The sequence below is a fragment of the Burkholderia glumae LMG 2196 = ATCC 33617 genome, from assembly GCF_000960995.1.
Taxonomy (GTDB): Bacteria; Pseudomonadota; Gammaproteobacteria; order Burkholderiales; family Burkholderiaceae; genus Burkholderia; species Burkholderia glumae.
On the sequence record NZ_CP009435.1, the window covers coordinates 1,511,802 to 1,527,222 of the forward strand.

At 67.7% G+C, this 15,421-nt stretch carries 15 protein-coding genes; 10 read left to right on the forward strand and 5 right to left on the reverse strand.

Annotation, left to right across the window (positions count from 1 at the left end; all coding sequences use genetic code 11):
* The 6 genes from KS03_RS19465 (at position 1) to lpxC (ending at position 6,120) form a co-directional block, all read left to right on the forward strand.
* Positions 1-942: a D-alanine--D-alanine ligase gene (locus KS03_RS19465; RefSeq protein WP_012734552.1), complete on the forward strand. Its 942-nt coding sequence runs from the start codon at positions 1-3 to the stop codon at positions 940-942.
* 20 nt (positions 943-962) lie between these two features.
* A complete protein-coding gene (locus tag KS03_RS19470) occupies positions 963-1,715 on the forward strand; it encodes a cell division protein FtsQ/DivIB (protein ID WP_012734553.1) in 753 nt (250 codons plus the stop codon).
* A gap of 25 nt (positions 1,716-1,740) precedes the next feature.
* Positions 1,741-2,973 (forward strand): cell division protein FtsA, encoded by a 1,233-nt coding sequence (gene ftsA, locus KS03_RS19475; protein WP_012734554.1) that lies wholly within the window; start codon positions 1,741-1,743, stop codon positions 2,971-2,973.
* 103 nt (positions 2,974-3,076) lie between these two features.
* Entirely contained in the window at positions 3,077-4,270 is a 1,194-nt protein-coding gene (gene ftsZ, locus KS03_RS19480; protein WP_012734555.1) for a cell division protein FtsZ, read from the forward strand.
* Between the two features lie 174 nt (positions 4,271-4,444).
* Complete coding sequence (locus KS03_RS19485) at positions 4,445-4,951, forward strand: peroxiredoxin (RefSeq protein WP_012734556.1); 507 nt, start codon at positions 4,445-4,447, stop codon at positions 4,949-4,951.
* Between the two features lie 251 nt (positions 4,952-5,202).
* Positions 5,203-6,120, forward strand: a complete 918-nt coding sequence (lpxC, locus tag KS03_RS19490; RefSeq protein ID WP_035977233.1) for a UDP-3-O-acyl-N-acetylglucosamine deacetylase — start codon at positions 5,203-5,205, stop codon at positions 6,118-6,120.
* A 91-nt stretch (positions 6,121-6,211) separates the two neighbouring features.
* On the opposite strand, the gene KS03_RS19495 is transcribed toward lpxC, so the two are convergent.
* Positions 6,212-6,721, reverse strand: coding sequence for a DciA family protein (locus KS03_RS19495; protein ID WP_012734558.1), 510 nt, complete (start codon positions 6,719-6,721; stop codon positions 6,212-6,214).
* A 382-nt stretch (positions 6,722-7,103) separates the two neighbouring features.
* On the opposite strand from KS03_RS19495, the gene secA reads away from it, so the two are divergent.
* From secA to KS03_RS19515, 4 genes are all read left to right on the forward strand, one after another.
* Positions 7,104-9,893 (forward strand): preprotein translocase subunit SecA, encoded by a 2,790-nt coding sequence (gene secA, locus KS03_RS19500; protein ID WP_012734559.1) that lies wholly within the window; start codon positions 7,104-7,106, stop codon positions 9,891-9,893.
* Between the two features lie 202 nt (positions 9,894-10,095).
* Positions 10,096-11,337, forward strand: coding sequence for a bifunctional glutamate N-acetyltransferase/amino-acid acetyltransferase ArgJ (argJ, locus tag KS03_RS19505; RefSeq protein ID WP_012734560.1), 1,242 nt, complete (start codon positions 10,096-10,098; stop codon positions 11,335-11,337).
* 64 nt (positions 11,338-11,401) lie between these two features.
* Positions 11,402-12,271 (forward strand): ATP-binding protein, encoded by an 870-nt coding sequence (locus KS03_RS19510; RefSeq protein ID WP_012734561.1) that lies wholly within the window; start codon positions 11,402-11,404, stop codon positions 12,269-12,271.
* Complete coding sequence (locus KS03_RS19515; protein ID WP_012734562.1) at positions 12,268-12,708, forward strand: NUDIX domain-containing protein; 441 nt, start codon at positions 12,268-12,270, stop codon at positions 12,706-12,708. Before KS03_RS19510 ends, KS03_RS19515 begins: the two co-directional genes overlap by 4 nt.
* Before the next feature lie 58 nt (positions 12,709-12,766).
* On the opposite strand, the gene KS03_RS19520 is transcribed toward KS03_RS19515, so the two are convergent.
* The 4 genes from KS03_RS19520 to KS03_RS19535 all read right to left on the reverse strand — a co-directional run bounded on the left by KS03_RS19520 (position 12,767) and on the right by KS03_RS19535 (position 15,390).
* Positions 12,767-12,976, reverse strand: coding sequence for a DNA gyrase inhibitor YacG (locus KS03_RS19520; RefSeq protein ID WP_012734563.1), 210 nt, complete (start codon positions 12,974-12,976; stop codon positions 12,767-12,769).
* A gap of 7 nt (positions 12,977-12,983) precedes the next feature.
* Positions 12,984-13,739 carry a cell division protein ZapD gene (gene zapD / locus KS03_RS19525; protein WP_012734564.1) on the reverse strand — a complete coding sequence of 252 codons (756 nt, stop codon included), beginning with the start codon at positions 13,737-13,739 and terminating at the stop codon, positions 12,984-12,986.
* A gap of 147 nt (positions 13,740-13,886) precedes the next feature.
* Positions 13,887-14,495, reverse strand: a complete 609-nt coding sequence (coaE, locus tag KS03_RS19530) for a dephospho-CoA kinase (RefSeq protein WP_012734565.1) — start codon at positions 14,493-14,495, stop codon at positions 13,887-13,889.
* A gap of 4 nt (positions 14,496-14,499) precedes the next feature.
* On the reverse strand, positions 14,500-15,390 hold the full coding sequence (locus tag KS03_RS19535; RefSeq protein ID WP_012734566.1) for a prepilin peptidase: 891 nt from the start codon (positions 15,388-15,390) through the stop codon (positions 14,500-14,502).
* Positions 15,391-15,421: the final 31 nt, after the last annotated feature.

Here is a 15,421-nt window from a genome sequence, read left to right on the forward strand (position 1 = left end):
ATGAGCGGGATCGATCCGAAACGTTTCGGCAAGGTGGCGGTACTGTTCGGCGGCGTGTCCGCCGAGCGCGAGGTGTCGCTGAATTCGGGCCGGCTGGTGCTGCAGGGTCTGCGCGAGGCGGGCATCGACGCGCATCTGTTCGATCCGTCCGAGCGGCCGCTGTCGGCGCTGAAGGACGAGGGCTTCGTGCGCGCGTTCAACGCGCTGCACGGCGGTTACGGCGAGAACGGCCAGCTCCAGGGCGCGCTCGATTTCTACGGGATCCGCTATACCGGCCCCGGCGTGCTCGGCTCGGCACTCGGCCTCGACAAGTTCCGCACCAAGCTGGTCTGGCAGCAGACCGGCATCCCGACGCCGCCGTTCGAGACCGTGATGCGCGGTGACGACCACGCCGCGCGCGCGGCGGAGATCGTCGCGAAGCTGGGCCTGCCGCTGTTCGTGAAGCCGGCGAGCGAGGGCTCGAGCGTCGCCGTGATCAAGGTGAAGGACGCCGCCGCGCTGCCGGCCGCGCTCGACGAGGCGGGCCGGCACGACCGGATCGTGATCGTCGAGAAGAGCATCGAAGGCGGCGGCGAGTACACGGCCTGCATCGCGGGCGACCTCGATCTGCCGGTGATCCGCATCGTGCCGGCGGGCGAGTTCTACGACTATCACGCGAAGTACCTCGCCGACGACACGCAGTACCTGATCCCATGCGGGATCGAGGCGGCTAAGGAAACGGAATTCAAGCGGCTCGCGCGCCGTGCGTTCGAGGTGCTCGGCTGCAGCGGCTGGGGCCGCGCCGATTTCATGCTCGACGCGGCGGGCAACCCGTATTTCCTGGAAGTGAACACGGCGCCGGGGATGACCGACCACTCGCTGCCGCCGAAGGCCGCGCGCGCGGTGGGCATCAGCTACTCGGAGCTGGTGGTGAAGGTGTTGTCGCTGACGCTGGACGACTGACCCGGATACGGAACCGACTCATGTGGAACAACGTTCGCCAGCTCAACCTCGCGGCCAGCGCGCTTTACGCGCTGCTGCTGCTCGGTTGCACGGCGGCGGGCTGTTACTGGCTGATCCAGCGCCCGGCGTTCGCGCTGCGCACGATCCTGATAGACGGCGACACCGACCATATCAATGCGCCGACCGTGCGCGCGAGCGTGGTCGGGCGGCTGAAGGGCAACTTCTTCACGGTCGATCTCGATACCGCGCGCGTCGCGTTCGAGCAGATGCCGTGGGTGCGCCATGCGAGCGTGCGGCGCGTCTGGCCGAACGCGCTGGCCGTCTCGCTGGAGGAATACAAGCCGCTCGGCACCTGGGGCAGCGATCAGCTCGTCAGCACCGACGGCGAGCTGTTCACGGCGAACCAGGGCGAGCTCGACGAGGAACTGCCGGCCTTCGACGGCCCGGACGGCAGCGCGAAGGAAGTCGTGCAGCGCTACCGCGATTTCGGCAAGTGGCTCGCGCCGCTGAATTCGCCGCTGGAGGAGGTCACGCTGTCGTCGCGCTACGCCTGGACGGTCAAGCTGGCAAACGGCCTGGAGATCGAGTTCGGGCGCGAGCGCAACGCGGACACGCTGCCCGATCGCGCGCAACGGCTGGTGGCGGCGTGGCCGGCCGTCACCCAGCGCTGGGGGGCCGACATCGAGTACGCGGACCTGCGCTATCCGAACGGGTTCGCGATTCGCGCGGCAGGCATGCGCTTTCTGAGCGACACCGACCACGGCAAGAAGTAACAGGACATCACACGCAAGAGCACTTATGAGCAAAGACTACAAAGATCTGCTGGTTGCCCTCGACATCGGAACCTCGAAGGTCGTGGCCGTCGTGGCCGAGCTGAAGGGCGAAGGCCGCTACGAGGTGATCGGCCTCGGCCAGAGCGAGTCGAAAGGTCTCAAGAAAGGCGTCGTGGTGAACATCGAGGCCACGGTGCAGTCGATTCAGCGCGCGCTCGAAGAGGCCGAGCTGATGGCCGACTGCAAGATCACCAACGTGTTCACGGGGATCGCCGGCAGCCACATCCGCAGCTTCAATTCGAGCGGGATGGTCGCGATCAAGGAGAAGGAGGTCACGCAGACCGACGTGGCGCGCGTGATCGAGACCGCCAAGGCGATCAACATCCCGACCGACCAGCAGGTGCTGCACATCCTGACCCAGGAATTCATCATCGACGGCCAGGAGGACGTGCGCGAGCCGATCGGCATGAGCGGGATCCGCCTCGAGGTGAAGGTCCACATCGTGACTGGCGCAGTGAGCGCCGCGCAGAACATCGTCAAGTGCGTGCGCCGCTGCGGGCTCGAGGTCAACGACCTGATCCTGCAGCCGCTCGCCTCGTCGCTGGCGGTGCTGACCGAGGACGAGAAGGATCTCGGCGTGGTGCTGGTCGACATCGGCGGCGGCACCACCGACATCGCGATCTTCGCGGAGGGCGCGATCCGCCATACCGCGGTGATCCCGATCGCGGGCGACCAGATCACGAGCGACATCGCGATGGCGCTGCGCACGCCGACCCCCGACGCCGAGGACATCAAGGTCAGCCACGGCATCGCCAAGCAGGCACTCGCCGATCCCGACGAGATGGTGGAAGTGCCGGGGCTCGGCGAGCGCGGTCCGCGCACGCTGTCGCGCCAGGCGCTCGCGGCCGTGATCGAGCCGCGCGTGGAAGAGCTGTTTTCACTCGTGCAACAGGTGGTGCGCGAGTCGGGTTACGAAGAGTTACTTAGTTCCGGTGTCGTGCTCACTGGCGGGGCTGCGATGATGCCCGGCATGGTCGAGCTGGGCGAGGACATTTTCCTGAAACCGGTGCGCATCGGCGCGCCGGAATACGCGGGCGGTCTGGCCGACGTGGTGCGCAATCCGCGCTACTCGACGGCGATGGGCCTGCTCGTGGAAGGCAGCGCGCAACGAATGCGCGGCCGCAAGGTCGCAGTGCAATCGGGTTCGGCGGGCCAGATCTTCACGCGGATGAAGGACTGGTTCCTGAGCAATTTCTGAACGGGTTTTGCGCCGGTGCCGGCGGCCGGCGCGCGACGGGAGGTTGCCCGATCTTCCGCCGGATAACGGCCGAGTGGTTATATCTTTCTTGACGGAGGCAACAATGGAATTCGAAATGCTGGAAACCGAGACCAACGGCACCATCATCAAGGTGATCGGGGTCGGTGGCGCGGGCGGCAACGCGGTCGCGCACATGATCAACCGCGGCGTGCAAGGCGTCGATTTCGTCGTCATGAACACCGACGCGCAGGCGCTCTCGCGCTCGCGCGCGCCTAACGTGATCCAGCTCGGCAGCACCGGCCTCGGCGCCGGCGCCAAGCCGGACATGGGCCGCGCGGCGGCCGAGGAAGCGCGCGAGCGGATCGCCGATTCGCTGCGCGGCGCGCACATGGTGTTCATCACCGCGGGCATGGGCGGCGGCACCGGCACGGGCGCCGCTCCGGTGGTCGCGCAGATCGCCAAGGAGATGGGCATTCTGACGGTGGGCGTGGTCAGCAAGCCGTTCGAGTTCGAGGGCGGCAAGCGCATGCGCGTGGCCGAAGCGGGCGCGCAGCAACTCGAGGATCACGTCGATTCGCTGATCGTCGTGTTGAACGACAAGCTGTTCGACGTGATGGGCGACGATGCCGAGATGGACAAGTGCTTCCAGTGCGCCGACGACGTGCTGAACAACGCGGTGGCGGGCATTGCCGAAATCATCAATGTCGACGGTCTCGTTAACGTCGACTTCGAAGACGTGAAGACGGTGATGGGCGAGCAGGGCAAGGCGATGATGGGCACCGCGACGGTGGCCGGCGTCGATCGCGCCCGCCTCGCGGCCGAACAGGCCGTGGCGAGCCCGCTGCTCGAAGGCGTCGATCTGTCGGGCGCGCGCGGCGTGCTGGTCAACATCACGTCGAGCCGTTCGCTGCGCCTGTCGGAAACGCGCGAAGTGATGAACACCATCAAGAGCTACGCGGCGGAAGACGCCACGGTGATCTTCGGCGCCGTCTACGACGACGCGATGGGCGACGCGCTGCGCGTGACGGTGGTGGCGACCGGCCTCGGCCGCGCGGCCAAGAAGCAGCAGACCACGCCGATGACGCTGCTGCGCACCGGTACCGACAATCAGCCGGTCGGCGTCGTGGCGCACAGCTACGCCCCGGCGCACGTGAGCACCGCGGACTACGGCGCGCTCGACACGCCGGCCGTCTGGCGCAATTCGCGTGAAACGGCGGCCTCGCACGTGCAGGCGCTGCAGGAGAAGGGCGTCGACACGTACGACATCCCGGCGTTCCTGCGCAAGCAGGCCGACTGACACGGGAGGCGGGCCGCTTGCGCGGCCGGCCGGCGTGACGGTGGAACGGACCCTGACAGGCCGCGTCGATGACGGCGCCGGGCCGGGCAAGCTGCCCTCTTCGCTTCGGCGCAGCGGGACGGGTCGTGTTTTCCGTTGCGAAACCCGCAACCGCATCGCAATGAAGGACCAGGCATGATTCAAGCAGGCGATACGCTGCCCGACGCACAAGTCTTCGAGTTCGTCGACGAAGCGCGCGAGGGTTGTACGCTCGGGCCGAATGCGCTCGGCGTGCGCGAACAGACGGCGGGCAAACGCGTGGTGATCTTCGGATTGCCCGGCGCGTTCACGCCCACCTGTTCGGCCAGGCACGTGCCCGGCTACGTCGAACTGGCCGAGCCGCTGCGCGCGGCCGGCGTCGACGAGGTCTGGTGCGTGTCCGTCAACGACGCGTTCGTGATGGGCGCCTGGGGACGGGATCTGCACACCGCGGGCAAGGTGCGCATGATCGCGGACGGCAGCGCTGCATTGACTCAGGCATTGGGGCTTACGCAGGATTTGTCCGCGCGCGGCATGGGGATCCGTTCCCAGCGCTACGCGATGGTGGTCGACGACGGCGTGGTCAAGACGCTGGCAGTCGAGGCACCGGGCAAGTTCGAAGTCAGCGACGCGGCAAGCATCCTGGCAGCGCTCACGCGCTGAGTGGGCCGCCGTGGCCGTTGCGTTGACGCAACGCGTCATGGTGAGACAAGGTGCCGCTATATGGGCCGGCATCCGGAAACGCCTCCGTTCCGGACGTCGGCCCGTCTTTCTTGGCCGGCACGGTGCTGGCGGGTAACGGGTAGAAACAGTTGATACGACAATCGGTTCAACGTCGACGACGGTTTTGCGCTATACTCTCGCCTATCGAATAAAAGTCCTGATTGATAACTTCAATCAAGAATCAAGACATCATGTTGAAGCAGCGAACCATCAAATCGATCGTGAAGACGGTCGGCATCGGCCTGCATTCGGGCCGCAAGGTCGAATTGACGCTCCGCCCGGCCGCGCCGGGCACCGGGATCGTCTTCACGCGCGTCGATTTGCCGGCTCCCGTCGAAATTCCGGCCGACGCGATGGCGATCGGCGACACGCGGCTCGCGTCGGTGCTGCAGAAGGACGGCGCGCGCGTCTCGACGGTCGAGCACCTGATGTCGGCCTGCGCCGGCCTGGGCATCGACAATCTCTACGTCGACGTGACCGCCGAGGAAATCCCGATCATGGATGGCAGCGCCTCGTCGTTCGTGTTCCTGATCCAGTCGGCCGGCATCGAGGAGCAGAATGCGCCGAAGCGCTTCATCAAGGTGACGCGCCCGGTCGAGGTCCGCGACGGCGACAAGTTCGCGCGACTCGATCCGTATTTCGGTTTCAAGCTCAAGTTCACGATCGATTTCCGCCATCCGGCCGTCGACAAGACCGGCCAGGAACTCGAGGTCGATTTCGCCAATACGTCCTATGTGCGCGAGATCGCGCGCGCGCGCACCTTCGGCTTCGCCCACGAGGTGGAGATGATGCGCGAACTGGGTCTCGCGCGCGGCGGCAGCATGGACAATGCAATCGTGCTCGACGAGTACCGCATTCTCAACAACGACGGCCTGCGCTACGACGACGAGTTCGTGAAGCACAAGATGCTCGATGCGATCGGCGATCTTTACGTGGTCGGCCATCCGCTGCTAGCGTCGTACACCGCCTACAAGTCGGGCCACGGCCTGAACAACGCCCTGCTGCGCGAACTGCTTTCGCACGAGGACGCCTACGAGATGGTCACGTTCGACGATTTGAAGGCCGCGCCGCGCGGCTTCGGGTTCGACGCGCAGACGGCGTTCGCGTAAAGCGCAGCCTCTGCTGGTGCGGCCGACGCGGCCGCGAGACATGCCAAAAAAGGCAGCCAGACGGCTGCCTTTTTTGCGTTGCGCACGCGCTTCAGGGCGCTGGTTTGGTCTTTTTCGTGTGCCGGTCGGCCATGCGCGCCAGCGCGTTCTGCAGCGGCGACGGCGCCAGCGCCTGGGCCAGCTCGCGCAGCGCCTCGGCGCCGGCCGGCGTCATGCGCGCCTGCTTGATTCGCAGCGGCTCGGGCGCATCCTGCGGGCGCACCCGCACCTTCAGCGTCGCCACGTGCCAGCCGCGCGCCTGCAGGTCGGCCACGAGGCGCGGTGCCACCTGCCGCAGCCGTGCGGCCAGCGCGTTGTGCGCCGCGAACAGCGTCAGGCCCCCATCCTTGATCGAGCCCGGTTCGACGTGGCTGGCCAGATAGTCGGGCAGCAGCGCGCGCAGGTCACGCTGCAGCGAGGCGACCTGCTCGACGCCGGCGCGCAACGCGGCGAACGCGTCGGTGCGCTTGAGCACCTCGGCCGCCACCTGCGGGCGCGAATAACCGGACGCATGAGCGGATGCGTGGGCGGACGGCTTGGCGGACCTTGGCGGGCGATTCATGAAGCGACGTGGATTTGGGTGGAACGACGGCGGTAGGAAAGACGCCGCCTGCGGCGGGACTGGGCCGATTGTAACCTGCGCGAGGCAGGTCGACGGCCGGATGGCCGGGGCCGGATCGACCGCGCGCGCGGTCCGGGCGCGCGGGGTTGCCCGGGCGGGCTTGGCGCGGGCACCGTTTCGGCCGCTTACCGGTTGCCGGTCGTCGACTGCGGCGGCGGCGGGCGGCGCGCCTTTCCCGGGTGCGATACGGGGGACGGCGCGTGCAAATGCGCGTGCTAAAATTCCTCGTTTGAATTCACTCATACGCTAAGCCGCCAAGGCTCGGCGCGCCGGGGTAGGCGTCATCCGCTCCGGGGCCGTTGCTGCGACGCAGACCCGATCGATGACAACCGGTTTTCTCCAGAAAATTTTTGGCAGCCGCAATCAGCGGCTCGTCAAGCAATACCAAAAGACCGTCGCGGCGATCAATGCGCTCGAGCCGCAGATCGAGCAGTTGACGGACGACCAGCTGCGCGGCAAGACCGGTGAATTCCGCCAGCGCGTCGCGGCCGGCGAGTCGCTCGACACGCTGCTGCCCGAGGCGTTCGCGGTCTGTCGCGAGGCCAGCCGGCGCGTGCTGAAGATGCGTCATTTCGATACGCAGCTGATCGGGGGCATGGTGCTGCATTACGGCAAGATCGCCGAAATGCGCACCGGCGAGGGCAAGACGCTGGTCGCGACGCTGGCCGCCTACCTGAACGCGCTGTCGGGCCGCGGCGTTCACGTCGTGACCGTCAATGACTACCTCGCGCAGCGCGACGCCGAGTGGATGGGGCGCCTCTACAACTTCCTCGGGCTGTCGGTCGGCATCAACCTGTCCGGCATGGAGCACGAGCAGAAGCACGAGGCCTATGCCGCCGACATCACCTACGGCACCAACAACGAATTCGGCTTCGACTACCTGCGCGACAATATGGTCTACGAGACGGAGGCACGCGTCCAGCGCGCGCTGAACTTCTCGATCGTCGACGAAGTGGATTCGATCCTGATCGACGAGGCGCGCACGCCGCTCATCATCTCGGGTCAGGCCGAGGACCACACCGAGCTGTACGTGCGCATGAACGCGTTGCCGCCGCTGCTCGAGCGCCAGATCGGCGAGGAAAAGGCCGATGGCACCGGCGTCGAGAAGCCGGGCGACTACACGCTCGACGAGAAGGCGCGCCAGGTGTTTCTGACCGAATCGGGCCACGAGAAGGCCGAGCGGCTGCTCGCCGAGTGGGGCCTGATCGGTGAGGGCGAGAGCCTCTACGCGCCGCAGAACATCACGCTGATGCACCACGTGTATGCGGCGCTGCGCGCCCACACGCTGTTCCATCGCGACCAGCACTACGTGGTGCAGAACGGCGAGGTGGTGATCGTCGACGAGTTCACGGGCCGCCTGATGGCGGGCCGGCGCTGGTCCGACGGCCTGCACCAGGCGGTCGAGGCGAAGGAGCACGTGAAGATCCAGAGCGAGAACCAGACGCTTGCCTCGATCACGTTCCAGAACTACTTCCGGATGTATGCGAAGCTGTCGGGCATGACGGGGACGGCCGACACCGAGGCCTACGAATTCAACGAGATCTACGGCCTCGAGACGGTCGTGATCCCGACCAACCGTCCGCCCAAGCGCATCGACAAGCAGGACCAGATCTACAAGAGCGCGAAGGAGCGCTACGATGCGGTGATCCGCGACATCCGCGACTGCTACGAGCGCGGCCAGCCGGTGCTGGTCGGCACCACCTCGATCGAGAACTCGGAGTTGCTCTCGCACCTGCTCAAGCAGGCCGGGCTGCCGCACGAGGTGCTGAACGCCAAGCAGCACGCGCGCGAAGCCGCGATCGTGGCCGAGGCGGGGCGTCCGAAGCGGATCACGATCGCGACCAACATGGCGGGCCGCGGCACCGACATCGTGCTCGGCGGCAACGTCGAGAAGCAGGCTTCGTTCATCGAGGCCGACGACGCGATCCCGGCCGAGGAAAAGGTCGCGCGCATCCAGCAGCTGCACGACGAGTGGGAAACGCTGCACCAGCAGGTGAAGGCCGCGGGCGGCCTGCACATCATCGGCACCGAGCGCCACGAATCGCGCCGTATCGACAACCAGCTGCGCGGCCGTGCGGGCCGCCAGGGCGATCCGGGTTCGTCGCGCTTCTACCTCTCGCTCGACGATCCGCTGCTGCGCATCTTCGCCGGCGACCGCGTGCGCGCGATCATGGACCGCCTGAAGATGCCGGAGGGCGAGGCGATCGAGGCGGGCATCGTGACGCGTTCGATCGAGTCGGCACAGCGCAAGGTCGAGGCCCGCAACTTCGACATCCGCAAGCAGCTGCTCGAATACGACGACGTGTCGAACGACCAGCGCAAGGTGATTTACCAGCAGCGCAACGAACTGCTCGAGGCGCACGACATCGCCGAGACCATCGGCGCGATGCGCCACGGCGTGATCACGGAGATCGTCCACCAGTACGTGCCGCCGGGCAGCATCGAGGAGCAATGGGACCTACCCGAGCTCGAGGAAGCGCTGCGCAGCGACTGGGGCCTCGATCTCGCGATTCAGGAAATGGTCAACGAATCGCAGTCGATCAGCGTCGACGAAATCCTCGAAGCGGTGACGACGGCCGCCGACGAGCACTACGAGGCGAAGGTCGCGCTGGTCGGTCGCGAGGCGTTCAGCTCGTTCGAGCGCTCGATCATGCTGCAGACGCTGGACCGCCTCTGGCGCGAGCATCTGGCCGCGCTGGACCACCTGCGCCAGGGCATCCATCTGCGCGGCTACGCGCAGAAGAACCCGAAGCAGGAGTACAAGCGCGAGGCGTTCGAGCTGTTCGCGGCGATGCTCGAGGCGATCAAGCAGGAAGTCACGCGGATCGTCATGAACGTGCAGATCCAGTCGCCGGAGCAGCTCGAGGAGGCGGCCGAGCAGATCGAGGAATCGGGCGGCCAACTGGTCGAGCACGTCGAGTTCCGCCATGCCGATTTCTCCGAGACCGGCGCCGCAGTGGCGACGGTGGCTGCCGCCGAGATGGTCGACGGCGCGATGGCGGCGCGTGCGGGCGGCGAGCCGGCGGGCGAGGTGCCGCGCGTCGGGCGCAACGACCCGTGCCCGTGCGGCAGCGGCAAGAAGTACAAGCACTGCCACGGCAAGCTGAGCTGACCCCGGCGGCGGCGCGCGGGGCGGCGTGCGATCCACCTGCCCGGCGCCGTCTTCGTGGCCCGGCGCCATGCCCCTGTCGCACATTCGAGCGCAGCATGACGTGACATGAATCCGCGGCGGCCCGCATCGATGCGGGCCGCCGTTTCGTTCTCATCCATCGATGCCGGCCGCGGCCGGCCTTCTCCTTTCGGCAGGTGCTCCCATGGCTGTCAATTTCCCCTCGATCGATCCCGCGCAACTGCACCCCGTCGCCGGCGTCACGCTCGGCTGGGCGGAAGCCAACATCCGCAAGCCGAACCGCAAGGACGTGCTCGTCATCTCCGTGGAGGAGGGGGCGGCAGTGGCCGGCGTGTTCACCGAGAACCGCTTCTGCGCGGCGCCCGTGATCGTCTGCCGCGAGCATCTGGCGGGCGTGCGCGCCGGCGCGCCGGCGATCCGCGCGCTGGTCGTGAACACCGGCAACGCGAACGCCGGCACCGGCGAGCCGGGGCTAGCCGCGACCCGCGAGACCTGCGCCGAGCTCGCGCGCCTGACCGGCCTCGCGCCGTCGCAGATATTGCCGTTCTCGACCGGCGTGATCCTCGAGCCGCTGCCCGTCGAGCGCCTGAAGGCCGGCCTGCCGGCCGCGCTCGCGAACCGCGCGGCCGCCAACTGGTACGACGCCGCGCAGGCGATCATGACCACCGACACGCTGCCGAAGGCGGCTTCGCGGCAGGTGACGATCGACGGCCACACGGTCACGCTGACCGGCATCAGCAAGGGCGCCGGCATGATCAAGCCGAACATGGCGACCATGCTCGGCTTTCTCGCGTTCGACGCAGCCGTGGCCCAGCCGGTACTCGACCAGCTCGTGAAGGAGGTGGCGAACCGCTCGTTCAACTGCATCACGATCGACGGCGACACCTCGACCAACGACTCGTTCATCCTGATCGCCTCGGGCAAGTCGAGCCTGCCGGCCGTCACGTCCACCGACTCGCCCGCCTACGCGGCGCTGCGCGAGGCCGTGACCGAGGTCGCGCAGACGCTCTCGCAACTGATCGTGCGTGACGGCGAGGGGGCGACGAAGTTCATGACGGTGCAGGTCGAGGGCGGCCGTGACGTCGCCGAATGCCGGCAGATCGCCTATGCGATCGGCCACTCGCCGCTCGTGAAGACTGCGTTCTATGCATCGGACCCGAACCTGGGGCGGATTCTCGCGGCGATCGGCTACGCCGGCGTCGCCGATCTCGAGGTCGGCAAAATCGATCTCTATCTCGACGACGTGCTGGTCGCGAAGGCGGGCGGGCGCAACCCCGACTACCAGGAAGCGGACGGCCAGCGCGTGATGAAGCAAAGCGAGATCACGATCCGCGTGCTGCTCGGCCGCGGCGAGGCGAACGCGACGATCTGGACCTGCGATCTGTCGCACGACTACGTGAGCATCAACGCCGACTACCGCTCGTAAGCCGGCGGCACGCCAAACGGCGGCGCGCCGGCGCCGCCACGATCATCGATTAGCGGATTCCCAGATGGACAAGCTCGAACAGTTTCTCGACCGCGCCGAAGCGCTGATCGGCCGCTTCGAAGCGCTGCTGCCGCCGGCACCGGCCGACATCGACTGGCACGCGGCGAACGCGTTTCGCTGGCGCAAGCGCCAGGGCCGCGGTTATCTGCAGGCGGTGCCGACGGTGTCGCCGATCGCGCTCGCCGATCTCCAGAACATCGATCGCCAGAAGGCGCTGATCGAACAGAACACGCGCCAGTTCGTGCAGAAGCGGCCCGCCAACAACGTGCTGCTGACAGGCGCGCGCGGAACCGGCAAGTCGTCGCTGATCAAGGCCTGCCTGAATGCCTACGCGGCTGAAGGGCTGCGGCTGATCGAGGTGGACAAGGACGACCTGCACGACCTCGGCGACATCGTCGAGCTGATCTCGGCGCGCCCCGAGCGCTTCATCGTGTTCTGCGACGACCTCTCGTTCGAGGAGGGCGAATCGGGCTACAAGGCGCTGAAGGTTGCGCTCGACGGCTCGATCTCGGCGCAGTCGGACAATGTGCTGATCTACGCGACCTCGAACCGCCGGCACCTGTTGCCCGAATACATGAGCGACAACGAGTCGTACAAGCACCTGCCGGACGGCGAAATCCATCCGGGCGAGGTGGTCGAGGAAAAGATCTCGCTGTCCGAGCGCTTCGGGCTGTGGGTCAGCTTCTATCCGTTCAAGCAGGACGACTACCTGACGATCGTTGCACACTGGCTGCGCCATTTCGGCTGCGACGAGGCGCAGATCGAGGCGGCGCGCGGCGACGCGCTGGTCTGGGCGCTCGAACGCGGCTCGCGCTCGGGACGCGTGGCGTGGCAATTCGCGCGCGATCGCGCCGGCCGCGGGGAGCCGGCATGAGCGCGGCCGCCGACACCGCCGCGGGCGGCGCCGCGCCGCGCAAGGTCACCGAGGTCGCGGTCGGCGTGCTGGTGCGGCCCGACGGCCGTTACCTGCTCGCGCAGCGGCCGGCCGGCAAGCCCTACGAGGGGTATTGGGAATTCCCGGGCGGCAAGCTCGAGGCGGGCGAGAGCGTCGAGGCGGCGCTCGCGCGCGAACTGCACGAGGAGCTCGGGATCTCGGTCACGGCCTGCCGGCGCTGGCATACGCTCGAGCACGACTACCCGCACGCCTACGTGCGGCTGTTCTTCTGCAAGGTCACGGACTGGGACGGCGAGCCGCATAGCCGTGAAGGGCAGGCGCTCGCCTGGCAGGCGCTGCCGGTCGACGTCGCGCCGCTCTTGCCTGCGGCGCTGCCCGTGCTCGAACTGCTTGCGCGCGAGGCGCAGGCGCGCTGAGCGGGTTTGTCCGGGAGCCGGCCCGGCCCGCGGGCCGTCCGCCGGCTCGGAGCGGGCGTTAGTCGTCGCGGCCCGAGCGGCCGTCCGGCTGGCCATTCGCGGCATCGTCGGACGGCTCGTCGTCGGTGCCGCCGATCCGGTAGCGCTCGGCGGCCCAGGCGCCGAGGTCCATCTGCTTGCAGCGGGCCGAGCAGAACGGTCGGAACGGGCTTTCCGGCGTCCAGGGCACGTCCTTCGCGCAAGCCGGGCATTTGACGACGAGAGTCACGGCGATATCAGAGGTTACAGAGCGTCAGCTGGAACGGCACATCGATGTCGACCGCGCGGGGCCGCACGTCGCCGTCCTGGGCGGTGAAGCGCACCCACAGCATGTACTTGTTGGCGCTCGCTTCGGGAATCACGTGGAGTTCGGGCGGCACGCGCACCTGCATCAACTGGTAGGAGCGCCCGGACAGCATCTGCTGGTAGCTGCCCTGCATCGCCATCACCTTCGAGGCCTGGCCCGATTCGCGCGCCAGACGCAGCACGATGGTGGTCGCGTCGCGCAGCGGCAGCAGCGGCATCGCCCATTTCGTGATGTCCTGGCGCCGCTGCTCGGCGGGCCATTGCTGCCATGCATAGTAGGACGGAAGATCGAACTTGCAGGTGCCGCCCGGTATCACCGCGCGGCTGCGGATGCTGCCGAGCCATTCGTTGTCGGTCAGGTGCTGGCCGGTCTTGCCCTGCATCTGGCCGAGATGGCCGAGCGTCTGCTCGATCTCGCCGAGCACGGCCTCGAGCGCGTTTTGCTCGATGCCGGGATTGCCGCGAAACGGCGCGAGCGTCTGCCGCTGGCGCTCCAGCTCTTTCATCAGATCCGATTTCAGGTCCGCCCGGCCCGCGACTTCCGCGATTTCGAACAGCGTGGTCAGCGCGACGTGATGCTCCCTCGGGTCTTCCTGCGCTAGAAAGAACGTCAGGCGCTCGAACAGATCTTCGAGGCGCAGCAACGTGCGGATGCGTTCGTTGAACGGATACTCGTAAAGGATCAAGCGCGCTCGCCTCGGGCGTTGGGACAAAGGACCGGAATTGCCGAACATTCTAATGCCCACGCCCAGGCGTCGCAATCGCGCCTTTTTTCCGGCGGTGGCCCGGGCGCACGGCTTGCTTGGCGCGGCCGAGACTCGGGCGGCCGATATTCAGGACTTCGATGCGGCAAGCGCGAGATAGCGCGCGTGCAGGGTGTCGATGCGGGCCTCGAGCGCCGCGTCGGGCATCTGCTCGTTGACGATGACGTCGTCGGCGGCGGCCAGCCGCGCCGCGCGCGTGGCCTGCCGCGCGACGATTGCCTCCACCTGCTCGCGGGTGTAGCCGTTGCGCCGCATGACGCGGGCGATCTGCGTCTCGACTTCGCAGTCCACCACCAGCACGCGGTCGACGCGCGCGCGCCAGTTGCCCGATTCGACCAGCAACGGGACTACGAAGATCACGTAGGCACCACGCGCGAGCGATGCCTCGCGTTCGGTCTCGGCGCGAATCAGCGGATGCGTGATCGCCTCGAGCCGGCGCCGTGCGTCGTCGTCGGCGAACACGAGCTCGCGCATGCGGGCGCGGTCGAGCGAGCCGTCGGCGGCCACGAACGCGGCGCCGAACTGTGCCGCGATCGCCGGCATCGCCGCGCCGCCCGGCGCCGTCACGCGATGCGCGATCAGGTCGGTGTCGACGAGGCTCGCGCCGCGCTCGCCGAAGCGGTTCGCGATGGTGGTCTTGCCGCTGCCGATGCCGCCCGTCAAGCCGATCGAAAGCATAGGATCAGCCCCCGATCGCCGGATAGAACGGCGTGCCGCAGAGCAGCGTCGCAATGCCGCCGAGCGCGAGAAACGGCCCGAACGGCAGCGGCTCCTCGAAGCGCATCCGGCCGCGCCAGGTCGCGGCCAGACCCACCACCGCGCCGCTGAGCGCCGCGACCAGCAGGATCTGCGGCAGCGCGATCCAGCCGAGCCAGGCGCCTAGCGCGGCGAGCAGCTTCAGGTCGCCGTAGCCGATGCCCTCGATGCCGCGCAGCCACTTGAACAGCCAGAACACGCACCAGAGGAACAGATAGCCGGCGATCGCGCCGATCACTGCCTCGCGCAGGTCCACGAAGCTGCCCCACAAATTGACGACGAGGCCGGCCCACAGCAGCGGCAGCGTCATCGAATCGGGCAGGTAGCCTGTCTTGATGTCGATCAAGCTCATCGCGACCAGCATCGCGCAGAGGCCAAACGCGGCGAGCGCGGCCGGCACCGGGCCGAACACCGCGAGCGAGGCGACCGCGAGCGCGCCCGAGACGAGCTCGACGAGCGGATAGCGGATGCCGATCGGCGCGCGGCACCGGCTGCAGCGGCCGCGCAGCGCCAGGTAGCTGAGCACCGGCACGTTTTCCCAGGCGCGCAGCACGTGGCCGCAATGCGGGCAGGCGCTGCGCGGCACCGACAGGTCGTAGCGCGCCGGCAGCCCGTCGTCGGGGGGCGGGTCGCCGCCCGTCGCCTCGGCGAGTTCCGCCTGCCAGGCGCGCTGCATCATGACCGGCAGCCGATGCCCCACCACGTTCAGGAAGCTGCCGACCACGAGCCCGATCGCCGCGGCGAACACGTAGCGGACGGCGGGCGGCAACGCGGCGAACGCGAGCGACGGATCGGACAGGGCGAGGGGCGAGATCATCGAAACCGTTCGGGAAAGAGGGAGAAAGCGA

Excerpts from the sequence above, each read along its gene's own strand:
- KS03_RS19465 (WP_012734552.1), top strand. The coding sequence starts at position 1 with ATGAGCGGGATCGATCCGAAACGTTTCGGCAAGGTGGCGGTACTGTTC.
- KS03_RS19470 (WP_012734553.1), top strand. The coding sequence starts at position 963 with ATGTGGAACAACGTTCGCCAGCTCAACCTCGCGGCCAGCGCGCTTTAC.
- ftsA (WP_012734554.1), top strand. The coding sequence starts at position 1,741 with ATGAGCAAAGACTACAAAGATCTGCTGGTTGCCCTCGACATCGGAACC.
- ftsZ (WP_012734555.1), top strand. The coding sequence starts at position 3,077 with ATGGAATTCGAAATGCTGGAAACCGAGACCAACGGCACCATCATCAAG.
- KS03_RS19485 (WP_012734556.1), top strand. The coding sequence starts at position 4,445 with ATGATTCAAGCAGGCGATACGCTGCCCGACGCACAAGTCTTCGAGTTC.
- lpxC (WP_035977233.1), top strand. The coding sequence starts at position 5,203 with ATGTTGAAGCAGCGAACCATCAAATCGATCGTGAAGACGGTCGGCATC.
- KS03_RS19495 (WP_012734558.1), bottom strand. The coding sequence starts at position 6,721 with ATGAATCGCCCGCCAAGGTCCGCCAAGCCGTCCGCCCACGCATCCGCT.
- secA (WP_012734559.1), top strand. The coding sequence starts at position 7,104 with ATGACAACCGGTTTTCTCCAGAAAATTTTTGGCAGCCGCAATCAGCGG.
- argJ (WP_012734560.1), top strand. The coding sequence starts at position 10,096 with ATGGCTGTCAATTTCCCCTCGATCGATCCCGCGCAACTGCACCCCGTC.
- KS03_RS19510 (WP_012734561.1), top strand. The coding sequence starts at position 11,402 with ATGGACAAGCTCGAACAGTTTCTCGACCGCGCCGAAGCGCTGATCGGC.
- KS03_RS19515 (WP_012734562.1), top strand. The coding sequence starts at position 12,268 with ATGAGCGCGGCCGCCGACACCGCCGCGGGCGGCGCCGCGCCGCGCAAG.
- coaE (WP_012734565.1), bottom strand. The coding sequence starts at position 14,495 with ATGCTTTCGATCGGCTTGACGGGCGGCATCGGCAGCGGCAAGACCACC.
- KS03_RS19535 (WP_012734566.1), bottom strand. The coding sequence starts at position 15,390 with ATGATCTCGCCCCTCGCCCTGTCCGATCCGTCGCTCGCGTTCGCCGCG.